The 15277-nt window shown below is 39.0% G+C and carries 14 protein-coding genes and 3 pseudogenes; 1 reads left to right on the top strand and 16 read right to left on the bottom strand.

Going from position 1 to position 15277, the window contains the following annotated elements; translation table 11 throughout:
- Positions 1–30: 30 nt before the first annotated feature.
- From QZL69_RS05580 to QZL69_RS05590, 3 genes are all read right to left on the bottom strand, one after another.
- Entirely contained in the window at positions 31–1515 is a 1485-nt protein-coding gene (locus QZL69_RS05580; RefSeq protein WP_022214240.1) for a sensor histidine kinase, read from the bottom strand.
- A 163-nt stretch (positions 1516–1678) separates the two neighbouring features.
- Positions 1679–2386, bottom strand: a complete 708-nt coding sequence (locus QZL69_RS05585) for a LytR/AlgR family response regulator transcription factor (RefSeq protein ID WP_022214241.1) — start codon at positions 2384–2386, stop codon at positions 1679–1681.
- 5 nt (positions 2387–2391) lie between these two features.
- On the bottom strand, positions 2392–2949 hold the full coding sequence (locus QZL69_RS05590) for a hypothetical protein (protein ID WP_147342113.1): 558 nt from the start codon (positions 2947–2949) through the stop codon (positions 2392–2394).
- A 1253-nt stretch (positions 2950–4202) separates the two neighbouring features.
- Here QZL69_RS05590 and QZL69_RS05595 point away from each other — a divergent pair.
- A pseudogene (locus tag QZL69_RS05595) lies at positions 4203–4751 on the top strand (MATE family efflux transporter); the annotation flags it as partial.
- Between the two features lie 126 nt (positions 4752–4877).
- Here QZL69_RS05595 and QZL69_RS05600 read toward each other — a convergent pair.
- The 13 genes and pseudogenes from QZL69_RS05600 to QZL69_RS05660 form a co-directional block, all read right to left on the bottom strand.
- Positions 4878–5600, bottom strand: a complete 723-nt coding sequence (locus tag QZL69_RS05600; protein WP_022214244.1) for an IS630 family transposase — start codon at positions 5598–5600, stop codon at positions 4878–4880.
- A 101-nt stretch (positions 5601–5701) separates the two neighbouring features.
- Complete coding sequence (locus tag QZL69_RS05605) at positions 5702–5956, bottom strand: helix-turn-helix domain-containing protein (RefSeq protein WP_022214245.1); 255 nt, start codon at positions 5954–5956, stop codon at positions 5702–5704.
- A 754-nt stretch (positions 5957–6710) separates the two neighbouring features.
- Positions 6711–7175, bottom strand: coding sequence for a nucleoside deaminase (locus QZL69_RS05610; RefSeq protein WP_022214247.1), 465 nt, complete (start codon positions 7173–7175; stop codon positions 6711–6713).
- Positions 7176–7282: 107 nt separating this feature from the next.
- Positions 7283–7729 carry a flavodoxin gene (locus QZL69_RS05615; RefSeq protein WP_022214248.1) on the bottom strand — a complete coding sequence of 149 codons (447 nt, stop codon included), beginning with the start codon at positions 7727–7729 and terminating at the stop codon, positions 7283–7285.
- 162 nt (positions 7730–7891) lie between these two features.
- Positions 7892–8101, bottom strand: coding sequence for a hypothetical protein (locus QZL69_RS05620; RefSeq protein ID WP_022214249.1), 210 nt, complete (start codon positions 8099–8101; stop codon positions 7892–7894).
- Positions 8102–8440: 339 nt separating this feature from the next.
- Positions 8441–8821: a hypothetical protein gene (locus QZL69_RS05625; protein WP_022214251.1), complete on the bottom strand. Its 381-nt coding sequence runs from the start codon at positions 8819–8821 to the stop codon at positions 8441–8443.
- Between the two features lie 27 nt (positions 8822–8848).
- The gene (locus QZL69_RS05630) at positions 8849–9319 is read right to left on the bottom strand and encodes a hypothetical protein (RefSeq protein WP_243002461.1); all 471 of its coding nucleotides are present in this window, start codon (positions 9317–9319) and stop codon (positions 8849–8851) included.
- A gap of 359 nt (positions 9320–9678) precedes the next feature.
- Complete coding sequence (locus tag QZL69_RS05635; protein WP_022214253.1) at positions 9679–10875, bottom strand: DUF4179 domain-containing protein; 1197 nt, start codon at positions 10873–10875, stop codon at positions 9679–9681.
- Positions 10872–11429: an RNA polymerase sigma factor gene (locus QZL69_RS05640; protein ID WP_022214254.1), complete on the bottom strand. Its 558-nt coding sequence runs from the start codon at positions 11427–11429 to the stop codon at positions 10872–10874. Before QZL69_RS05640 ends, QZL69_RS05635 begins: the two co-directional genes overlap by 4 nt.
- 240 nt (positions 11430–11669) lie before the next feature.
- Positions 11670–12209: a DUF2812 domain-containing protein gene (locus QZL69_RS05645; protein WP_022214255.1), complete on the bottom strand. Its 540-nt coding sequence runs from the start codon at positions 12207–12209 to the stop codon at positions 11670–11672.
- 138 nt (positions 12210–12347) lie between these two features.
- A pseudogene (locus tag QZL69_RS14080) lies at positions 12348–12476 on the bottom strand (YccF domain-containing protein); the annotation flags it as partial.
- A 156-nt stretch (positions 12477–12632) separates the two neighbouring features.
- Positions 12633–12929, bottom strand: a pseudogene (locus tag QZL69_RS05655) (helix-turn-helix transcriptional regulator); the annotation flags it as partial.
- Between the two features lie 381 nt (positions 12930–13310).
- Entirely contained in the window at positions 13311–14981 is a 1671-nt protein-coding gene (locus tag QZL69_RS05660) for an Ig-like domain-containing protein (RefSeq protein WP_291518555.1), read from the bottom strand.
- Positions 14982–15277 lie beyond the last annotated feature (296 nt).

A 15277-nucleotide genomic window follows, 5' to 3' on the forward strand; every position in this document is an offset into this window, starting at 1 on the left:
GCATAGTTGTCTCCATGTCCTGTTTCCTCCTTATTCTTCATTTCCAATTATCACAACAGTTTCAAAATATGTAGAGCCATATTGAAAATCAATTTCTCCATCGTATTTTTCAACAATTCTTTTTACACTTTCAATTCCCCAGCCATGTTTTTCTTTTTCCTTTTTATTAGTTAAAAATCTCCCTTTCCTCACTATCGGTGCACTTATACTGCTGTTCTTCACTTTGATAATCAGCATATCATTTACATTGCGAACTACGCAATAAATATTTTTTCTTCCATCTTCACATTTATCCGCAGCTTCTATAGCGTTGTCAAGCAAATTTCCCATAAGCATTATACAATCCGAATCTTCCATGGGGATATTTTCCACCTGAGCATCCAGTTTAAATGAAATCCCTGTTCTTTTCATTTTTCTGTTTTTGATACTCAGCATAAAATCAAGAGTTGATATTCCTGTCCATGTGATTCTATTTCTCGATAAAGAGGTTGCTTGATAATTATTCAAAAATTTCTGAACCTCCTCCACATTTCCATTATCCAAGCACTCTGCCACATAAGAAATTAAATGTTTCTCATCATGTACCAGACATCGGTATCCTTCATATGCACTCTTCAGTTCTTCATACTGTGCTTTAATTACATCATATCTTACATTTAAAATGTTATTCTCCGCTTCGTTAATCCTCTGTTGGAGCCTAATATATGCTATGAAAATACACATCATAATTCCAGTCAAGGCAGCCCATGTTAATGCCAGCTTTTTTCTATCAATCTCACCTTCTCCCAGATTGGCCACTCCCATGAGCAAAAATATTTCTATCCATATCAATATGAACAACTTTTTTTTATGCTCCATAAGCAGTTTTTTCAATAAGCTTACCAATGAATCCACTCTGCTGATAAGCAAAAGTCCAAAACAAATTATGAGGAAAAAGATAATTTCATCTTGTGAATGTATTCTTGGATAGTAAAAGAAATCTTCAAACCTCCGGTTTTGGAAGACTCCTGTATATGCAATATACACTTCCTTTACAAAACCGATATTAACTACATAAACGACCTCCCACAAATATGCTTGAGCAAAGGTACATTGAAAAAAAAGATATAGATACAGCGGTGGAAATATATTCCCCATAATCATCATTGCTATGGATTGATATGACATCCAATATTGTTCAGTCAAATCAAGAGCAATGATTATAAAAAAAACAATTTGCAAAAAAAACAACATTTTTTCTTTTTTGTTTTTCATCCCATGAACTGTAATGATAAGTAAAAGCACACTACAACAGACCCCAAAATGTCCTACACTGTTCCAGTTATTCACCCTGTCCCCAAGCATACATTTTGTCATCTTATACATTCCTGTCATAAGCAGAAATATCAGGCACCCACAAACCATATTAAACTTCTTATCATACTGTATTCTTTTGGGAAATATTTTCCCAAATATACAGAATCCTATTCCTGTCTCCATTAAAGCTGCCAGTCCATATAAAGCAAATTTAGCCATTTGTATTCCCCACACACATATATAATTAACTTATGTCGTTTTCTCTGCTTCTCATCCCCTTCCCTCAGCGGACGATTCAGATTATAGCACAAATAAATCGGCAGAAGTGAAGTGTCCTCTAAATGCAGTTTCATGTCCTCCAATAATCAAATACCATTTGAACTCACCTCTCCCAGAAATCCACAATTGCCTGTTTGACACTTTTAAAGCGTTCCCTGCCTACTGTGACAATATTCCCATTGCGCATATACAGGTCATGGTTTTTCATCCTCATGACGTGCCGGATATTGACAAGATATCCTCTGTCTGCCATGATAAACCCATCCGAAGCCAATTGTTCCTCCAGGGAAGAGAGACTGGCACGTATCCCTGTTTCACCGCTTCTATGGACAAAGACCACATTTTTCCCCTCTTTCCTCAAGTAAAAAATCTCTGAATACGCAAGCTTTTCCAGAGTCCCCTTCTTTTCTATCACATAATATTTTTCGTTTTTTTCCATAAGTATCAGAAAAAGCGCATCGTAAGCCTCTGTCAGTTTCGTCTCCAGCCGGCTTTTTGGAATATAGCGGAAGGTATTGACCTCATAAGCCTCAATCGCGTAATCCACATAATTTGTGATAAATATGATCACCGGCTCCGGATAAAGCTTTCGGATTTCTCTGGATACTTCCAATCCGTTCTTTCCAGGCATCTCCACATCCAGGATATAAAGATCATAGCAGGTTTCCTTCAAACCGCTGACGAACCATTCTATGCTTTGGAAGGTATCAACTCTGCAGTCTTCCTGCTTTTCTCTGAAATACGCTTCGGTGATTTCTTTTTCTTTATCCAGATAAACAGCTTCATCATCCAGAATCGCCACATTGATCATCTCTGTTATTCCTCCATAAAAGTATAAAACCTGAAATTCTTTACATCGTAAAAATAACTTTCCTCTTCATTAATCACCAACTCATAGACCTCCGGTTCCTCTTGTGTACTTCCAGAGGCGCGGGAATATTGATAGATATATCTGCCTTCTGCATGATTTTTCACACGGTCTATAATCTCTTCAATCACTTCACTGATCGTCATCGGATTTTCTCTGCTCGGCTTCCATCTGCCAATCATACTGCGGACTTGTGTTTTGTTCAGGCGAATCTTCTTTCCGATCAGATATCCTCTGGGGATAAAATCCTCTTTTTTCTTCCCTGTTTTCTCCAGGATTACCCTGACTGTATCCTCCCTGTCATCAAGGGCAAATCCCATATTAGTATACGCCTGCACATGAAGCAATGCCAGATCCAAATATTCCATGTTTTCGGACTGCTGGTACCAGAGCAGAAGTGTCCTTATACTCCTGTGAAACGTTTCTTTAATTGTAATCCCCCGATTCTGCAGGCTTTGCAGCGACAGCATCATCACATATAAATCCTTCATTTCTTCATCATTCATTCTTACGTCTCCTGTTCTTATCATTTTGAAACCGCCCTGTGCGCTTTTTTTGCCCCTGCGGTTTACATCATTATAACCGGAATTCTTCATCAAACACAAAATGTCCTTTAACAGAACGTCAATGTCCCTCAATTTATCCTGGAACCTGTTTTCAAGCTGTGCTTAGGAAATCTCATGGATCATATAAAAGTTTACCGTTCAACGTAAAAATAGCATTGATTCCGCCTATCCGATACTGCCGATGATAAAGCCTACATTTTCCGTCTCCCACTCCCCGCAGAAACAGCCCTGGCAGACCATCTAATATTTCAAAAATCTGTTGCCACTGCCTAATCCGTCTATTAAGATAAGAATATAGAAACGGAACCTTAACCTGTCTCAGAAAGATGGGATTTGATTGAAAACAACTGCAATTGGCATAATTCTTCTCTGTTCAATACGTCGGCCGCAAGGATTTATTCGAAAAAACGGATATCTGGAAAAATAAAGAATACCGATCCATACAGGGAACTTATCTCGTCATTTTCCTTTCCTTCGCAAATGTAAAGGCCTCATTGCTGCACCTACCGGGATCAGGATAATCGTACAACATAACACCAAGCCAAAAATCACGGGCATCGCCGCTATCGGCAGACCGATGCAGACCACATAAGCCACTTTTAAGAATTCCCAGCTTAATTTCCAGCATAGCCAGATAACTAAAAATCCGAAAGAAACTCTCCCGGGAGATCCGGGCTTATGCGGATATCACCCTTAGCATCACAGACAAAACGGCCAGCTGATACAGACGAAGCAACTGATCAAAAAGTACAGCTCCGCTTACCGCACTCCCCGTGAAATAAAAAAGCACCCAGTATCCTGCATTCTACCGCAGCCGACATCAGAAAGAGTATGAGCTTCACACTGCCAGCAAAGAGGCCCTGAAGGAGTTCGGCGTAAAAGCTCTGCCGAAGCCGGAAAAACCGGACACACAGATTGAAAAATTAGAAGCTGAATAGGCCACCGCCCGGGACGAATGGAAAAAACTCCGAAAACAGCAGGATCCCCTGAACATCGTTATCAAGAATTTTAATCAGCTGCTGAATAATGATAATATCCATCTTCACTCTGAACATGTTGAGAAGCAGATACCGTCTTCGCCTGATATTTTCCAAAACCAGGAGACGCTCCATTCAACATCTGCTTCAAGAACCAACACTGTTGTTAAAAATAATAATCACGAGAAATCATAACACATTTATGTGATCTCTTAGATTCTCTCCGCCTTGCTTGTATTTTATTTTCTTCATGGGAAATCGGAATTAAAGGTAAGATGGCTTCATATAAATGAGATTTCTGAGTGCACCAGACATGCCAGAGATATCATCAGCCTGGGGTCTGCCGGATTTATCATGCAGCTGACCAACAGTCTGGTAAGTATCTGTTGCAATAATGTTCTTTCAGTAACAGGCGGTGATATTTATATCTCTGTCATGACTATTATATCCAGTGTTCGCCAGATGGTGGAGACGCCTATCCATGCGATCAATGAGGGAACCTCTCCTGTTCTCAGCTACAATTACGGAGCCAGACGTCCTGAAAAGGTAAAAAAAGCAGGCGATTTTTTTTCCCTGCTTCGTAAAGTATTTATCGTGGTTCCACTGACCTATTTTCTGCCCTATGGATTACACATGGGCACAGATGGCGTATTTATGGTAGAACCGGTATCCAATGTGATCGGTGGTTCTCTGTGCTTTATTACCATGCTGGTTACCATATTGCCTGAATTAAACAAAATGGAAACTACATATTTCCCAGAATAATATTAATCAGGTTCTTATCTAGTGCATTGTACCGATGATATTTAATCTTACTACCAATTTTTAATTGGTAGTAAGATTCGGATACAATGATATCAGTTTTTCTCTGGCATCACCTGTTTGAAAATGTCATTTAATTTTCGCTTTTGATTTGTTACGTTCTTCTTTCCATGAACTTAATTCTTTACGGAGCCGTTCAATTGTTTCAACACGTCTGGATAAGCATTGCCGTGTCATGACGTTTAATTCAATCTCTGCCATGTCAAGCCAACTGCCGTGCTTCGGGGTGTAATGTATTTCCAGCCTCTTGATAATCCGTCTTGCTTCTGCTGGAGGAAACGTTTTATACAAGGATGCGGGTTTATGAGTGTTTAAGTTATCCATGACAAGAATGATTTTTTCTGCGTCTGGAAACATTACATCTGATAAATACTTTATTTCCTTTGCCCAGTCAGTAGCTTTTCGATGCTCATGTACGCTTACATGATGCATCCCACCAAGTGGTTCAACAAACACAAATATACTGCATGTTCCATTGCGTATGTATTCGGAATCAATTTTGGCATTATCTCCAAGACGCATTGGTAATGATTTTCTTGCATCTCCCAAAAGTTGATATGGTTTTTCATCCATACATACAACAGGCCGTTTAGAATTATATGGAAGTTCATATACATCAAGGACATCTTCCATACAGGCTACAAATTCTGCATCTTCTTTTGAGGGGATGCACCAGTAGTCGTTTTTGTGAGGTCGAAGTTTGTTTTTTTTAAAGCCCGACCAATTGCATTTTTTCCAACTGGTGTATCCAGTACAACTTTTGCTTGTTCTTCGAGAAGACGCAATGTCCAACGAGAATGTCCTTCCGGTGCAGGACTACATGCAATTTCTATCAGACGTGCTTCCGCACGACCATCCAGCTTACGTTTAGCATTGTCTGAATTAATGTTTCGTTACAAAGTAACAATGCCGTCAATTCCTTTTGTTGAATACAGTTTTACCGTGTTGGTAATTGTTGCAAGGCACACTGCATTGGACTTTGCTGATTGTTCATGGGTAAGGACTTTCCCGTGAGCTTCATCAAGATCCAAAAGAATCTGACATCTGCTCTTTACTGTTTTTGAAGTCTGCTTTTTCCTGAGAGTAGATTTGATGGTCTTTAATTCATCTTCAGTCAGGTTGATATGATATGTTTTTGGTCTTGCCATTTTGTAATTACCGCCTTTTCTTTTAAGTATACATCAAAACGGCGTAAAAAACAGTAATATTTTAACTATATATCATCGGTACACTACACTAGATTTCTCGTGAGGCATCTGTTAACTGCACTTTTTTGACATTGAAAAAGTTATACTCTCGCAAAAAAAGAAAAACATCATAATGAAGGGGGCAATACACGCTAAAAACATCTTAATATCTTCTAAAAAAACGTATGAAAAAATGGTCAAAAGCAGCGTTTGGTCACCGTAGTATTTACTGCTGTTTGATACCAAATAGCACTCCGCAGCACCAAAATATTGTACACAGAATCACCAGGCAGTACTATATATTGTTTCCTGTACTAGATATCAAGTGCGTTCTATAGACATCCGGAAACGCCATCGCAAACCGGATTTCTACGTCATCCTTATTCTTCATAACTGCATTGACTTCCCCGCCGATATAACGCGCGGCTTTGTCGATCTGTAGGAGTATTTTATCGCGTAATGCTAGTTTTCTCATAATTTTCCTTTCACTTTTTGAAGCAAAAAAATAACCTCACTGTTTCAGGGGTATGTGAGACCATTTTAATGCATTATAATGACTGTTAACAATGTTTCTTATTATAAACAGATTATCAAAGAAGTGCAAGTGTATAAAAGAAATATTCGGATAATATCCACAGGAACAAGGATTCGTTGAAACGCTGAACTTGATACAATTTAACCTGAATTATTCACGGCTTATTTTTAAAATTTCCTCTCACCCCTTTGCATGATTATAAAAATACTCTTTCAGAATCGAAAGACTTTCTTCACGTAAAACACCTTCCGAAACCTGCGGTTGCCAGAAAGAATTATCAAATACCATTTTTGAGCAATTGCATCCGGTGTTTCCGAGAATATGCTCCAAATCAATATTGCTTGCACCGTAAACCAACCGTCCCAACTTCACCCAAACCATTGCGCCACTGCACATAAAACATGGTTCGCAGCTGGAATAAAGAGTATATTCATGCAGATCGGTAATGCCAGTCTGTGCACAAAACTCTCGAATCAATCCTGCTTCTCCATGAAATGTTGGATCGTGTCTGGTATAAATTTGATTCTCGTTGCTAAATACAATTTCGCCATTCTTGACAAGTACCGCTCCGAACGGCTCGTTACCATGCTCAACTGCCAATTTTGACAGTTCAATAGCTTTTTTCATAAACATTTCATCTTGCATTATGTTTCCTCCACAAATAGAAGATCGGATTTTACAGCTACTTTCATAGCCTCTTATTTGTATATCCATTTCCAAAACAGGCTCTGGAACTTTATAGTTATTGCTTGTTATTTTAACCAACTTATGATAGTTTCATCTGTTGCATGGTTCGCATTAAATGGTCTGCACCATTTTGCAGGATATTTCTTTTTGATTCTCACCGCGATCTCCTGCGGTTCTGTAGCTCCACTGGTTGTAAAAATTGCTGCTTTTTTTCCATTTAGATTTACTTTATCCAGAAAACTGAACACTGCATTCGGAAGCGTTCCGCACCAGATCGGACTTCCTATCAGTATCCTGTCGTATACAGAAATATCAGGAATCTCCATATTCAGTTTTGGCCGCTCGTTTAACAGAATTTCTTTTAATGAGGTAAATACCGTCTTTTGATAAGACATCTGGTAAGATTTATGAGTCTTAATCTCTACCAGGTCTGCACCAGAAAGCTGTGCAATCCGTTCAGCTGCTTCTTTCGTCTTTCCTGTCTGTGAAAAATAAATAACTAATGTTTTCATTTGACATTCCTCTTTTCTACTACGATATATTTATAGCTGATGCCCTTACAACTCTAATACAGGATAACTCTATTATAACAGAGATTTTACCCTTTCGCACGATAATATTAAAAAATCAGGCAAGTCCAAAATATCAGACCTGCCCATTTACAATATTTTTATTTATTTCATTGTACATAAATTTTCATCAATCCACTTCTGGACATCTTTTTCGCTTATCTTAACCAGACGGGCAATCGTCTTTACATCCATGCCCTCTTCTGCCATGGAAAGGGCTGTTTCTTTTGCTTTCTTGAGTTCACCTTTCTCTATACCGCGTTTTTCGCCGCTTTCCATTCCCTCGCTGTAAATTTTCTCCATTTCACGGCACATAAGCTCAACTCCTTTCTGTGTGTCCTTCCATTCATCGAAATCCTATCCCGGATTTAAAGTGTTCATGTCCATCAGTCCGCCCCGTGGTAACGTGCCTTCATTTGGTTTTATCCTAACATTAATGAGATTCCTTTACAAGCTACTTTTTGTTCTTCTTGCCATATACTAACTTCAATATAAAAAAGCAAAAGATTAAAATCCATCCAATTATTCCCACTATATTTCCCACAATTGGATAATAATATCCAAGAATCACTCCACCAAGTACCAGCAATGCCCCTGACACAATTAATGCAATCAATATTTTCCTCATCGCTCTATTCCTCAATAATGAATGTTTTAATGCTTCGCATTCAATCGTTTATTTACTCGTTCAACTGGAAATCTGTCCTCCATGCCAACTATTTCAAACAAATTTGATGGCAATTCCTTTTCTCCAATTAAAGTGAGATAGTCATCAACTGCTCTACGGTCAATCATAATTTTGCCATGACCAGCCCAATGCCGATTACTCTCTTTCTTTTTTAATCCGGAAATCCAATATTCTTCACCATTCTCAATGTCCATATAGTTTGCATAGTTACCAATATTCTTCTGAAAAGCATGATCATTGAAATAAATTGTTTTCCTGGTTTTTGAAGTTTGTACATACCCAATCCATGCCGGACCATCATCCGAATATCCAGTTTTGAGTTCAATATACATTAATTCTTTAATCATTTTATCACCTCCAGATTGTTTTTTCGATCAGATTCCATAGTGAATCATCCATTTATTTTTATCCAACGCCTGCTCTAATAATTTCTTTAATTCATTCAATTCAGAAATATCTGCAATGACATCAATAAATGCTTTTAACGAGTCAGGTGGAATCAATGTAATACCATAATATGCAAGCCCTTTGCCTTTAGCAGAAAGCGTGTGCCAATAAAAGTCAATGGTGCTAAGTCTCTCAACAATGTTTGCTAAGTCGTCATCATCAACAGAAATGCAGGTATATTTCCACGGTTCATATTCGTCATAATGCTTGCCTTTCTTAGGGGCATCCAGCATAATTCCAAATTCATGTTTCGCCATATACACCATCTCCACAAATCCTAAGTGTTCTAATTCTTTCTTGGCTGCATTTTCTTCCCTCGCAGATAAAAAGAGTCCTCTGGACCATCCTCCTGGGGACAATTTATTGACTTGCTTGTAGGCAAGTATAATTCCAACCATTCATTTTTTGCAACTTCATGTACTCTGTTGCTACTTTCTTTTACCATAGTCATTCAAAATTTCTAACTTCTGTTGACTTCCTGATAACTTACTTATCTCCCAGTCCTTTCCCCCTCCGATTTCTGTAGACCTTTAAATAACTTATTTCCTATCAGGTCATTCAGACCTTTAAATTTCGTGGGTCTTTAATCAATTTACTTCCCGTAGAGTCATCTCGCCTCCCAATTTCCATGAACCTTCAACTCGCTTGGTACGACCATACGGGACAAAACGCCATCACTGAAGGTGATTTGGAATGCATTTTGACCAAGTTACTGTGAATGGATTGAACAGTAACGATTCTCTGGCATTTGATTCATTTATCTGATATCAATCCGTATTTTTTCTCCCACAGCTTTCCATCCAGAATCATAATCATCTGCTACATCGTAAACGTTATTTTCTTCTTCGATATAAACGTCATCATCGTCGTCCAAAACATACTCCTTCGTAACACTGCTTTCAGTTACGTTTTCAGAGGAGTTCTCGGATTTCAGATAAAGCTGCAATTCCAGATATTCGCTGTCAGGATCAGGCAGTTCCGGTCTTTCATCGTCATTGAAAGTCCAAAATTCTGTCTTAAATTTCCAGTCCCGATGACTGTCGTCTGTTTTTGCATCATCCGTCAGATTATATCGCACTTTATTTCCTTTGCTGTCTGTTCCACGCAGCTCAACTTCGTAGTTTTGGTACAGTTTTTCTGGTACTTCTGCTGAAATACTGCTCTGTAATTTATTCAGGAAAATATCTTTTAATACCACTGGTCCTTCTTCAGTTTGAACAGAAATATTTTCAACTTCTTTATGGGTCGTCTGCTTAAGAAGCTTCTCTCGCGATACGGTAAAATCAAAGGTAAATTCCGCTACGGATTTCTGCCAGTCATCAAGATCAAAAGCATGGAGCACAAGATGTATCTCCGGGTTTTCTCCAAGATCTCTGGGAGCATGAAAACGGTACTCCTGCACTTGGTCATATTCAGTTACATTTATGTCGGTATCTGTATCGAATAAATCTTCTGCAGAATAAGGAGTATAATTCCCACTCATATATTCATCCAATTTTTGACCATTTATTGTGGTTTTTTCCAGATCAAGTGAGACTCCTGTATTAGCAAAAGATGAAATCGGTGCCGATTTTCCCTGATGATCATCTTCGGAATCATCAATTTCCGCGTGCACCTCAAACAGCAGAACTCCTTCATCTAAAACAACTTCTTTTAAGTTTGCAGTAATCCCGTGATCTGTTTTCGATGTGTTCAAAACCTCCGTATAGGAGTCGATTCCTCTTTGTAATCCCAGGGTTTCTCCTATTGATAAAACAACCTCTTTGATCGCGGCCTGCACTTTGGGATTCGATAAAACAGTCGAGATCAACGCCAATATCACACAAGCTGCCGCCAGTCTGCGCCAAAATGATGGCACCCAGGCATTTTTCTTTCCTTTCCATTCTCCTTCTGCTTCGCTGATATATTTCGGATCAATATCGCCAAATTTTTTTGAAAAATCAAATTTCTTCATAAGTGTTTTCCTTCCTTTTCTAACACTTTTAGCAGCTTCTTTCTGTTCCGGTACAGATTCATTTTTACACTTCCAACAGACATAGCATGTCTTTTGGCGATCGCTGAAACAGAGTCAAAAAACCAGTATCTTCTCACGAAAATATCTCTGTCCTCTGCGTCCATTTTTTCAAGAAAATCGTTGATGATTTCCAGCAATTCTTTTTCTGCCAGCTGATCTTCAATGGTATAGGTAACACTTAACTGATCCATTTCACCCAGAATATCCGCCATATGTACATCCGGACGCCTGTCGGCATATTTTTTTCGCAGACGGTCAATGCTCAAATTCCTCGTGATCCGGCCGCAAAAATGTGATAATACAGACGGCTTTTTGGGCGGGATCAGTGACCAGACCGAAAACCAGGTATCATTCAGGCATTCCTCCGAATCTTCTCTGTTTGCAAGCAGATTCCAGGCGATCTTGTAACAGTAAGGATGATATTTATCGCTTAATACTTCGATCGCATGCTCATCTCTCATCTCAAACAGAGATATGATCTCATTGTCTCTCATTTAAGTTGTCCTCCAAAGTTTTGTATTTCATCAGCAAATACAAGCGCGCTTTGATTGCTACTTTTCCTAAGGCTCCTTTTAGAAGGAAATTTCCTACTCATACTATATATCGTAAAAAATCCCGGATGGTAACAAAAAAAATCAAATTTTTTAAAAATCAGGAAAAAAAGGGGCAGTCGGGAAATAATAATTTTTAGTCCCGACAGCCCCTTCTTATATTAACGTTTCACCAACCGAAGATTACTTTTGTATCCTGTTTCGAAATGTAAAATATTTTACGGCAAACTGTAGAAAGGTAATAACGTATATAACTAATAATACAACCCACACTGGCAGCAATCCATGTTCACTGTGATCTGTCGAAGATATATAAAACTGCTGAATCAGGCCGCAAAGAATCACGATCAACGGAATCACTCTTCCCCAGAAAATTCTCTTCACCATATCCAGCCGGGAGATATCATCACAGAATATTTCCTCGTCCTGCAGCATCCTGTCTGCCGGTTTTCGGAAATAGTTGTATCCAGCAAATTCTGTCAGATATTCCCATCCACAGTCCTCAAACATCCGTACATATTCCATCTGGTGTTTGATTCCTTCTTTATTATAATCCAGCTGATAGATTACTTTCTCAGGCTCACATCTCTCAAATGTATAGATTCCAGGAAAAGTCACTCTCTTGAATTTCCAGCCTTCCTGGTGTCTCTTACTCATGTACTTTTCTTCTTTTTCGTATTCCATGATGTTAAACCAGCGAAATTCTTTTTTGACTTTCTTCATTGCATTACCTCCTGTGCATTGCGATACAGTCTGCGGATTCTCTTTAGTTCAAGCTCCAGAACTTCCGTTCCAAGCTCTGTGATCTGATAGATTTTCCTCTTATCTTCCTCCCTGATAAAACAGATCAAACCGTCCTTTTCATCCAATCACATTCGCGCCAAACGGCATAAAGGAAAGTCTTTCCATCTTAAAGAACTGTTTTCCAAACGGAATACCAATGATCGTGATGCACCACAGGCAGCCTACGATCAGATTTTCGAAAGCCATTAATGTGTCGACTTCGCTTTCGGATAAATCTGTTTCATCCTGGCATCGTCGAAATGTGTGTCCACCCATTTTTCTATCTGGTTCTGTGCTTCGACTCCCTGTGCCCTCTGATCGTAGCGCATCAGCGCCGCAGTGCACAAATGCCCTGTTTTGTTCTTATTTTCCCTGTTTTTTGTCCTCCGAATTTTCCTTCATTAAAAAGATTTCCCTGTAAACGCCTGGTGCCAGTCCGATATAACGATTAAAGTAATTTGTAAAATGGCTCTGGTCAGAAAATCCTGTCTGCAATGCCGCTTCCACAGGCGGCAGGCCCTGTTCCAGTAATTTCTTCGCTTCTCCGATGCGGATATTTTGGAGATAACTATATGGAGTTACACCTTTGGACTTCGTAAATGCCCGCAGCAAAGTTGATTTGCTGAGCCCCTCCAGATGACATATCTGATCCAGATAAATCAGCATAATGAAAAACGCTTGTAAAATACTTCCGGAGGCAAGGGAAAAGACTACTTATGACCGTGCGATTGTTTTCCATAAGAAATAAATCCACAGATGTACCAGTGGTGCTTCCTGAAAATACACTGTAATAAAAAATACTGACTCCCGGAATCATACTCCGTAAAGAGTTCAATTCCGAAAGCCGATATTTTTATATATGAAGCATAAATCGTCTTTTTTCAGGATGATACCGTCAAAAGAATTATCGGATATCTTCTTTTCTTTTGCGATACCTGCATAATGATACAAAAGACTGTCTGCTGCCGCATTTCCAGTGTATGGAATCTCGAGCTCAGAATAAATCAACGAATACCTGTTTAATGGAAATCTCCCTACACTTTATTTAACTGTGACTTTGCACTTTGTCTGTACCTTACCGGATTTCACAGTAATTACAGCAGTACCTTTCCTTTTGGCAGTAATGACTCCCTTTGCATTCACCGTTACAACTTTGGAATCAGAAGTACTATAAGAAATTTTATCATCACTGTTTGATGGACTCAGTTTCGGCTTCAGCTGAGATGTCTTTCCTCTCAGGAGGGTAATCGCAGAGTTAATACCGGATATTTTCTGAGTTGATACTTTTGGTACTATTACTGTAATCGTTACTTTTTTGCTGCCGGATTTTACTGTAATTCTGGCTGTTCCGGTTTTTATTCCTTTTATCACACCTTTGGATGATACAGTGGCAACATTTTTATTTGAAGAGCTATACGTTATTCTTTCCTGGGAAGTTACTGGTGAAAGCACTGGTCTTAATGTAAGTGTCTTACCTTTGGTAACTGTATATTTTGTCTTAAGGCCGTAAATAGCATTGGTTCTGACCGTTCCATTCTGTACAGTGACTTTGACCTTCGTTTTTTCACCGGTGGACATTACAATTGTAATATAAGTAGAACCTGTTTTTTTGCCAGCCGTAATCCTTCCCTGTGCATTTACTCTGGCAATCGAAGTGTTTGCAGAATACCATGCTACAACACGGAACGATGATGTTGCATTTGTTACTTTTACTGCCGATGTAGATTGTCCTGCACGCAGAACGACAGACTTCGTATTTACTTTCATATGATAAATGCCAAGATCTTCATCCGTCAGTGCAGCTGATGTAAATTTCTGCGTCATAGATTGAATAACATCAGAATCTTTCCAGCTTTTTCCATTATAAATCTGTTTCTTAAAGAAAATATAGATATTGTAGGTTTTCTTCTCGCGTATTCCCTTAGGTGAGCCTATTCTCCATACAGTATTCTTGTCAACTCCTGTTGGATTCTGCCTGGTACTCCAATACATCGGAACCCAGCGTACATCTCCTGAAATTGGAGATTTATTGTCCATGCCTGCTCCTGTTACCGTAAAGTTATAAAACTTACCTGGAGTAAACTTTAATGGTTTTTCAAGGCCTTTCACAGTGCTTTGCGTAACTTTGTAGATGCGAAGCGGGCGTGAAGGAGTTGGAGTTGGTACTTTCGGACGTTTATTCTTGAAACTGCTGTTATCCAGCTTAAAGAGGCTCATCTTTGCCTTACCGCTATATGGTTTTGCACAAATAACCAGCCAGGAATCTGTTTCAGGAACATTCTCTGCTTTTACAGTAAACTCTGTGTTTGCTTCTTCAGAATTCGTGGCACGACTCGAATCATACATATTCTGAATCACAGTTATATCTGTACCTGAATCTACATAAAAATAATACCATTTGCAGTCCTGAGTTGTAGAAAACTTCAAAGAAACCGTTGTATGATTCTCCCATTTCATAGAACCACTCTGATAAGTCAACGAAAATGGTATTACCGTTGGAGTCGGTGTTGGCATTGCTGTTGGCTCTGGCTCTGTTGAAGGTGCAATTGTTGGAGTCGGCTCTGCTGAAGGTATAGGAGTCACTTCCTGCTCAGACTCCTGCATCTCCCCTGATGAGTCGGCATCGGAAATTTCTGTGCCTGTCGTAAAATCTTCAGTATCTGAAAAAATGTCGCCTGACTCCTCCGTCTCTTTCGCTTCTCCAGCATCCACAAAGTCCAGATCACTGTCAACACTTTCAGCTGTCATGCCCTCTGTTGATTCTGTTTCTTCTGCAAACTGAGTAAACTCTTCATTGGAATCCGAAGCAAAAGTATTCGCTGCTAATCCACTGGTAAGCATTCCTGCTGTAAGCATAAGTACAAGCACTTTTTTCTTCATTCTTATCCCCCATTCCTTTTCATAAGGCTCATAATTCTACTGATTTCTTATAAAGAATTATATCAGATATTAGAAAAATCAGGTAGTATTAATTTAACCTGAATTATTCACGGCTTTGCCGTGAAAGT

The sequence above is a fragment of the Blautia sp. CAG:237 genome, from assembly GCF_000436615.1.
Lineage (GTDB): Bacteria > Bacillota > Clostridia > Lachnospirales > Lachnospiraceae > Blautia_A > Blautia_A intestinihominis.

What these genes read in the sequence shown, in the direction of transcription:
- QZL69_RS05580 (WP_022214240.1), bottom strand. Translation starts at nt 1,515, where the DNA reads ATGGCTAAATTTGCTTTATATGGACTGGCAGCTTTAATGGAGACAGGA.
- QZL69_RS05585 (WP_022214241.1), bottom strand. Translation starts at nt 2,386, where the DNA reads ATGATCAATGTGGCGATTCTGGATGATGAAGCTGTTTATCTGGATAAA.
- QZL69_RS05590 (WP_147342113.1), bottom strand. Translation starts at nt 2,949, where the DNA reads ATGAATGATGAAGAAATGAAGGATTTATATGTGATGATGCTGTCGCTG.
- QZL69_RS05605 (WP_022214245.1), bottom strand. Translation starts at nt 5,956, where the DNA reads ATGGCAAGACCAAAAACATATCATATCAACCTGACTGAAGATGAATTA.
- QZL69_RS05610 (WP_022214247.1), bottom strand. Translation starts at nt 7,175, where the DNA reads ATGCAAGATGAAATGTTTATGAAAAAAGCTATTGAACTGTCAAAATTG.
- QZL69_RS05615 (WP_022214248.1), bottom strand. Translation starts at nt 7,729, where the DNA reads ATGAAAACATTAGTTATTTATTTTTCACAGACAGGAAAGACGAAAGAA.
- QZL69_RS05620 (WP_022214249.1), bottom strand. Translation starts at nt 8,101, where the DNA reads ATGTGCCGTGAAATGGAGAAAATTTACAGCGAGGGAATGGAAAGCGGC.
- QZL69_RS05625 (WP_022214251.1), bottom strand. Translation starts at nt 8,821, where the DNA reads ATGATTAAAGAATTAATGTATATTGAACTCAAAACTGGATATTCGGAT.
- QZL69_RS05630 (WP_243002461.1), bottom strand. Translation starts at nt 9,319, where the DNA reads ATGGTTGGAATTATACTTGCCTACAAGCAAGTCAATAAATTGTCCCCA.
- QZL69_RS05635 (WP_022214253.1), bottom strand. Translation starts at nt 10,875, where the DNA reads ATGAAGAAATTTGATTTTTCAAAAAAATTTGGCGATATTGATCCGAAA.
- QZL69_RS05640 (WP_022214254.1), bottom strand. Translation starts at nt 11,429, where the DNA reads ATGAGAGACAATGAGATCATATCTCTGTTTGAGATGAGAGATGAGCAT.
- QZL69_RS05645 (WP_022214255.1), bottom strand. Translation starts at nt 12,209, where the DNA reads ATGAAGAAAGTCAAAAAAGAATTTCGCTGGTTTAACATCATGGAATAC.